Raw genomic sequence first — 7,167 nt, 5'->3', positions numbered from 1 at the left:
ACTCGTTGCGGTAAATCTAGAATTAACGTTGACGTATTGTCTTGTTTTGTTCAGTTTTCAAGGTTCAATTTGTTGTGTGCTCCGTTTGAAGCGACCCTTTAAATACTACAGCATCAACACCGTGGTGTCAATAACTTTTTTAAAAAGTTTTTTGTGATGTTTGCCGTGTTTTGCGGCAACAGATAATAATATACCACCATATAAACATTGGCGCAAGAGTTTTTTTCATCTTTTTTTACTTTTTATATTCAAAGTATAATTCTACATTTCTTATATGTTATTCCACCTTTGTACTATATTAAACTGGCTTAGCAGAACTTATTAAATTAATGACCTGTAATAAATCATACCTTCCATAATGAAGAAAAAACAGCGGCCATCTTAAGCCGCTGCTTTCTATAATAAACGATATTAATCACGATGACGCATTAACGGGAACAGTAATACATCACGAATGGACGGGGAGTTGGTCAACAACATAACCAGTCTGTCGATCCCGATTCCAAGACCACCTGTTGGAGGCATACCGTATTCCAATGCTTCAATGAAGTCATCATCCATCATGTGCGCTTCATCGTTACCTTCTTCTCTTTCTTTCAGCTGAGCTTCAAAACGTTCTCTTTGATCGATCGGATCGTTAAGCTCTGTAAACGCGTTTGCATGCTCACGGCCTACAATGAACAATTCGAAACGATCAGTGAAGCGAGGGTCATCATCATTTTTCTTCGCAAGTGGAGAGATTTCCACTGGGTGGCCGTAGATAAATGTAGGCTGAATAAGCTTGTCTTCTACTTTTTGTTCAAAGAATTCATTTACGACATGGCCATATTGCATATTGTCTTTAATTTCAATGCCATGTTCTTTAGCAAGTGCACGTGCCTCTTCATCGGACATTTCTTTCCAGAAGTCTACTCCTGTATGTTCTTTTACGGCGTCTACCATATGAAGGCGGGTCCACTCAGGCTCAAGGTTCACTTCATAATCCCCGTATTGAACTGTTGTAGAACCGAATACCTCTTTGGCGATATGGGCAACAAGGTTTTCAGTGAGTGCCATGATATCGCGGTAATCTGCATATGCTTCATAAAGCTCGATCATTGTAAATTCAGGGTTGTGTCTTGTAGACACCCCTTCATTACGGAATACGCGGCCGATTTCATATACTTTTTCAAGGCCTCCGACGATCAGGCGCTTCAAGTGAAGTTCAATTGCGATACGCATATACAGCGGCATATCAAGTGCATTGTGATGTGTCGTGAACGGACGTGCAGATGCCCCTCCCGCGATGGAATGCATCATTGGTGTTTCTACTTCAAGGTATCCGTTGTTATCTAAGTATCTTCTCATCGATTGAATGATCCGGCTGCGGGCGATGAACGTCTCTTTGCTTTCCTGGCTTGTGATCAGGTCCAGGTAGCGCTGACGGTAGCGTTGTTCTACGTCTTTCAGTCCGTGGAACTTCTCGGGTAGAGGACGCAGCGCTTTTGTCAGCAGGGTGAATTCTTTCGCTTTAACTGAAAGCTCTCCTACTTTGGTTTTGAAAACTGTCCCTGTAATACCGACGATATCACCAAGGTCTGCTGTATTGAAGTACTCATAGGCTTCTTCGCCTACTGCATCTTTACGCACATAGATTTGGACTTGTCCTTCTAAATCTTGCAGATGAGCAAATCCAGCTTTTCCTTTTCCGCGCTTTGTCATGATACGGCCGGCGATCGTTACCGTAATCTCTTTTTCTTCTAACTCTTCTTTTGAAAACTCATCGTATTGTTCCTTGATCTCTAATGAGCTGTGTGTGCGGTCAAAACGTTTACCGAACGGATCCATTCCTTTTTCGCGGATAGACTCCATTTTTTCACGCCTTACGCGAAACTGGTCATTTATTTCTTCGTGACTCATGTATTTTCACTCCTATTCTATCTGCTTTCCTGCTTTACTAGACTGATACGAATATATACCATACTATTTTACACAATATCCGCGTTTGTAACACCCCTAAAGTTCCAGTTCTTTATGAAAACTGTCCCGCGTGTGCCAAAGGAGGCCCACCGATATCGTGATAAAGTTCATCTAAAAAAGGCCGCTCCGTCCATGATGGGAATCATGAATGGAATCCAGCCTTTTCAGAATAACAGATTTCAATCTATTTATCACGTGACGGATTATTCACTACGTTCCAACTCACCCTGAGGATCCAGGTCCTCAATCGCAATACCAAGAACTTCTGCCACCTTCACAAGGAAGTCTTCTTTAGGGATGCGGCTCCCTCTCTCCACTTCCCCGAGCACGGAGACAGAGATACCCAGTTCCTTAGCAAGTCCTTCCTGCGTGAAACCTTTTAGTTTTCTGAATGCACGTACGCGTCTTCCCCATTTATCTGTTTCCATAACCGAACTCCTTCTTTGTCAGGTATTTCGTCCAGAAAGTGATTGAACGGGGTTCCAAGTACTGGATGCCCGATAGACGGTTCAAGCTCTAAAAGCGGTATGAGGACAAAAGCTCTCTCTTGCATCCTTGGATGAGGGACGAGAAGACTCTCCGATTCAATCTTTTCATGATTATAAAGCAGAATGTCAAGGTCTATTATTCTCGGTCCCCATTTGAATTCCCTTTTTCTCCCAAGGTCATATTCCACCTGCAAGCATTGCTGCAACAGTATTTCTGGACTTAAATCCGTACGAATTTCAATCACCATATTCAAAAATGTACCTTGTTCAGTAAAACCTACTGGATCCGTCTCATAAATTGACGATTTTCTTAATACATCTATTTTACCATGACTGTGGAGGATATTAATGGCTTTTTCCAAATAAGTCTCCCGCTCACCCATATTGGATCCGAGAGAAATATATGCGATGTTTTTCATGTTATCGACTCCTCGTGATTTCCACCGCCACTGACCGGTAATGACCGGGAATGGGTGGATCAGGCTTGATCAATGTGATCTTGCAGCTTTCAACGACAGAAAATGTGCGCAGTATTTCAAAGGAGATCCTTTCAGCCACCGCTTCCACGAGATTAAGGGGTTCACCTTCAACCACTGACTTTGAGATAGAATATACATCCGCATAGTTGACGGAATCCTCAAGGTCGTCACTTTGTCCCGATTTTCTTAAGTCGAGATGCAGTTCCACGCTGACACGGAATCGCTGACCCAGCTTATTTTCTTCCGGAAAAACCCCGTGATATCCGTAAAACTCCATTTCATTCAATATGATTTTATCCATTGTGCCTCTCCTTTCCCATCAACGCATCCATCATCTTCGCCATTCGCGCCATTTCTTTGACATCATGGACACGTACGAGCTGGCAGCCTTTCTGGATACCCCAGCATACAGTCGCTCCTGTTCCTTCCACACGTTCCTCAACCGGCAGATCCAGCACATGGCCGATGACTCTTTTACGCGAGGTGGCATATAGGACCGGATAACCAAGGGAAACGAGCACATCAACGCGCCTCATCATTTCAAGATTCTGCTCGAATGTTTTGGCAAAACCGATACCTGGGTCGAGAATGATCTGATCATCCTTGACCCCTGCCTTTTTCACGAGGGCGATACTTTCCTGCAGGTCTTGAATCGCGTCCCTCATGAAATTCCCGTACTCGTTATCCATTCGATTGTGCATAAGGATGATGGGCACTCCCTTTTCAGCCGCGACTTCTGCCATGAACGGGTCCTTCTTTGCCCCCCATACATCATTGATGATATGGGCACCCGCTTCGATCGCTTTTCTGGCCGTCTCCGCTTTATACGTATCGATAGAGATCGGAACGTCCACTTCTTTGACAAGAGCTTCTATGATCGGGACAACCCTCGCGATTTCTTCATCAGCAGAAACAGGGGTATGCCCCGGACGTGTCGATTCACCCCCGACATCAATGATGTGAGCCCCTTCTTCGACCATTACCCTGGCACGCTCCACCGCCTTCTGGACAGAGTCATATGAACCTCCGTCAGAAAAAGAATCCGGTGTGACGTTGAGGATGCCCATGATGAGGGTTTTGCTGTAGTAATCCAATTCATACTTTCCGCATTTAATCGTTTGTGGCATGATGATTCCCTTCTTTCATGTCTTCAATGGAATGTAAATACCTCACGTATTTCCGGTAATGTTCATGCAGCATGTTGACATACTTTCCGTTACGCCCTGCAAACCTTATATTCCCGGCCTTGTGTACCGGTACAATTTCTTGTACGGAATTCGTAAAGAATACTTCGTCTGCAGATTCAAGATCACTTTCACGATACAGCCCCTCACGGACAGGTATGTGCAGTTGATGTGCCAGGGCCATAATGAACCGTCTTGTAATCCCGTTCAACAAACCCGTTTCAATGGAAGGAGTATGAATCACTCCTTCTTTGACCCAGAAGATATTCGAGGTGATGCCTTCGCATACATAACCCTCGTCTGTAAGGAAAATTCCTTCCTTGTCCGGGGAAGGGCCGATTTCCCTTTTGGCAGCGAGATTGTTGAGATAATGATGAGACTTCAATCTTTCATCTATTTCAGGAGTACTTCTTCTCAACTGGAGGAACACACCTTCCTTTTCATGAAGCGGCATTGAAGGCGGTAACTCTTTTTGGAAAAGAATGATGGTGGCATCTTCGTAAGGGGCAGTCTGCAGCCCTATTTCACCCGGTCCGCCTGACACATTCAACCGGCAGTAAGCATCTTCCCAGCCATTTTTCCTTAAAAGTGTGCCTACAACCTGCTTTACCTCTTCTTCCTGTATGTCTGCTTCAATATTAAGGGCTTCAAGTCCGCTCCTTAGTCTGGCCAGATGATCTCCCAGCAGAAATGGGTGGCCGCCATACGTCCGGAATGTTTCAAAAACACCCAAACCGTACAAGTAACCATGATCAAAAGGCGAGATGGACGCTTCTGACTGATGAACGACGTTCCCATTCAAAAAGATATACATTATCCCAGCAGCTCGGCTTTCTTATAGGTCTCAAGGAAGTTCTTCAAGAGTTTCTTCCCCTCCTGAGTAATGATCGATTCGGGGTGGAACTGCACGCCTTCGATCGCGAGTTCCTTATGGCGAATGCCCATGATTTCGCCTTGGGAGGTTTCTGCTGTGATGTCAAAACAGTCCGGAAGGGTTTCCCGTTTTACAATCAGGGAATGATACCTTGTCGCTTCGAAAGGATTCGGCATTCCATGAAAAATCGATTTACCGTCATGGTGCATGTCCGATACCTTCCCGTGCATAAGCCGCTCGGCACGGATGACGTCCCCCCCGAATACCTGGGCAATCGATTGATGTCCGAGACATACGCCGAAGATCGGGATTTTACCGGCAAAGTGCGTAATGGCTTCAAGACTGATCCCCGCTTCATTCGGACTGCAGGGCCCGGGGGAAATCATCAAGTAATCGGGGGACATCACTTCTATTTCCGTAATTGTAATCTCGTCATTCCGCCTGACGACCAGCTCTTCGCCCAGCTCCCCTAGAAACTGAACAAGATTATAAGTGAATGAATCATAGTTATCGATCATGAGTATCATGGGCGTTCCCCTTTTCCTTCCGCCATGGCTTTTGCTACCCAAAGAGCCTTGGCTTTCTTCAGCGATTCTTTGTATTCATATTTCGGATTCGAGTCGATGACGACACCTGCACCCGCCTGGATATATGCCTCATTCTCTTTCACGAGCATCGTGCGGATGACAATGTTTAGTTCCATGTCGCCATTCACACCGATCCAGCCGATTGAACCCGTGTAAATGCCTCTTCTCACAGGTTCGAGTTCTTCAATGATTTCCATCGTCCTTATTTTAGGCGCACCTGTAATCGTACCTCCCGGAAAAACGGAACGGATGACATCGGCCCCTGTTTTTTGTTCATCTAGTGTTCCTCTAACATTTGAAACGATGTGCATCACATGCGAATACTTTTCAATGACCATGAATTCATTGACTTCCACCGTTCCGTACTTGCACACTTTTCCCAAGTCATTCCGTTCAAGGTCGACCAGCATGACATGCTCTGCACGTTCTTTTTCATTGTCAATGAGTTCACGTGCCAATGCTTCATCTTCAGCGGCGTCTTTTCCTCGGGAACGCGTACCGGCAATCGGCCTTGTGCTCACTTCCATCCCCTTTTTCTTCACCAACAGCTCGGGTGACCCTGAAACAATCTGGAATTCCGGAGTGTGGATGTAGCTCATGTAAGGAGAGGGGTTCAGCTCCCGAAGTTTCTTATAAACGGAGAATGGCTCTGCGCCCAGCTCCTGGGACTGTCTCACCGATAAATTGACTTGAAACACATCTCCCTGTGAGATATAGTCTTGAATTCTCTTTACGGCTTTTGAAAATTGTTCTTCGTCCATAGAGACTTCAAGATCAGAGACAATGTTGTTTGTCAGCGCTGTCTCTTCCGCTTTTTTCTCTGCTAGATGCCCTTCCCATAATGAAGTCCATTTTTCAAGCTGTTCTTGTGGAGCGTTCTCGTCATCAGGTGAAAGGATCATCGTCCATAGCATTTCTTCCTTATGGTCGTATACAACCCACTGCTCCAGATAAAAGAAATACACCTCGGGAATATGGAGGTCATCTTTACTCAGAACAGGGAGGTTCTCGATTCGCCTTGCGTAATCATAGCTTAAAAAACCGATGACTCCTCCCTGAAAATCAGGAAGGCACGGCTCTCTCTCCGCTTTCAACGGCTGGAGCCACCTTTCCAATTCGATCAACGGGTCCCCTGGTCTTATTTCACATTCTTTCTCACCTTGAATCTTAAGTCCTTCATTAACACTTTCCAATACCGCTTTAGGCTGAAGTCCGGCAACACTATATCGTCCACCTCGACCGCTTTCCAGCAAAACATGATGTGAGTGATGCTTGCTAAGCTGTTCATATGCTGAAAAAAATTGTTCTTTCGTTGTACGGTTTTTTTGAAAATATAGGTGCTGCACTTCCTTCACACTCCTACTAGTTTATCTATTTTCATGATACATGAAGTTGGGGAAGGTTTCACTGTTGAAAGTTTGGAAGCGGGCGTTTTGTCGTGTTAAAGAAACGTACCCTAAAATGCCGCTGTTGATTTCCGTGGAAGACTTCGCTTTCCGCGGGCGGGTGGCATAAGGCGAATCGACCACGAAGGCGTTCTTTGCCTTCTTGGTCGGTTTGACTTATGACATGTGCCTCTAAGCCCCAGAGCTAGAC

Annotated in this window: 8 protein-coding genes; all 8 read right to left on the bottom strand. The window is 45.3% G+C overall.

The features are described 5' to 3' along the window. Positions 1-411 precede the first annotated feature (411 nt). On the bottom strand, positions 412-1,899 hold the full coding sequence (gene lysS / locus AAEO50_RS20690; protein WP_341986266.1) for a lysine--tRNA ligase: 1,488 nt from the start codon (positions 1,897-1,899) through the stop codon (positions 412-414). A gap of 263 nt (positions 1,900-2,162) precedes the next feature. Further along, positions 2,163-2,387 carry a helix-turn-helix transcriptional regulator gene (locus tag AAEO50_RS20685; RefSeq protein ID WP_341986265.1) on the bottom strand — a complete coding sequence of 75 codons (225 nt, stop codon included), beginning with the start codon at positions 2,385-2,387 and terminating at the stop codon, positions 2,163-2,165. Continuing rightward, complete coding sequence (folK, locus tag AAEO50_RS20680; RefSeq protein ID WP_341986264.1) at positions 2,339-2,866, bottom strand: 2-amino-4-hydroxy-6-hydroxymethyldihydropteridine diphosphokinase; 528 nt, start codon at positions 2,864-2,866, stop codon at positions 2,339-2,341. Before folK ends, AAEO50_RS20685 begins: the two co-directional genes overlap by 49 nt. A 1-nt stretch (position 2,867) precedes the next feature. Beyond that, positions 2,868-3,227 (bottom strand): dihydroneopterin aldolase, encoded by a 360-nt coding sequence (gene folB / locus AAEO50_RS20675; protein ID WP_341986263.1) that lies wholly within the window; start codon positions 3,225-3,227, stop codon positions 2,868-2,870. Continuing rightward, the gene (gene folP, locus AAEO50_RS20670) at positions 3,220-4,053 is read right to left on the bottom strand and encodes a dihydropteroate synthase (protein ID WP_341986262.1); all 834 of its coding nucleotides are present in this window, start codon (positions 4,051-4,053) and stop codon (positions 3,220-3,222) included. Before folP ends, folB begins: the two co-directional genes overlap by 8 nt. Beyond that, positions 4,037-4,924, bottom strand: a complete 888-nt coding sequence (gene pabC / locus AAEO50_RS20665; protein ID WP_341986261.1) for an aminodeoxychorismate lyase — start codon at positions 4,922-4,924, stop codon at positions 4,037-4,039. The genes folP and pabC overlap by 17 nt, the downstream gene beginning before the upstream one ends. Further along, positions 4,924-5,511 carry an aminodeoxychorismate/anthranilate synthase component II gene (gene pabA / locus AAEO50_RS20660; RefSeq protein WP_341986259.1) on the bottom strand — a complete coding sequence of 196 codons (588 nt, stop codon included), beginning with the start codon at positions 5,509-5,511 and terminating at the stop codon, positions 4,924-4,926. Before pabA ends, pabC begins: the two co-directional genes overlap by 1 nt. Beyond that, positions 5,508-6,917, bottom strand: a complete 1,410-nt coding sequence (gene pabB / locus AAEO50_RS20655) for an aminodeoxychorismate synthase, component I (protein ID WP_425383238.1) — start codon at positions 6,915-6,917, stop codon at positions 5,508-5,510. The genes pabA and pabB overlap by 4 nt, the downstream gene beginning before the upstream one ends. Positions 6,918-7,167 lie beyond the last annotated feature (250 nt).

The sequence above is a fragment of the Rossellomorea oryzaecorticis genome (genome assembly GCF_038405515.1).
GTDB classification, from domain to species: Bacteria; Bacillota; Bacilli; order Bacillales; family Bacillaceae_B; genus Rossellomorea; species Rossellomorea oryzaecorticis_A.
This window is presented reverse-complemented; position numbering and strand designations above follow the sequence as displayed.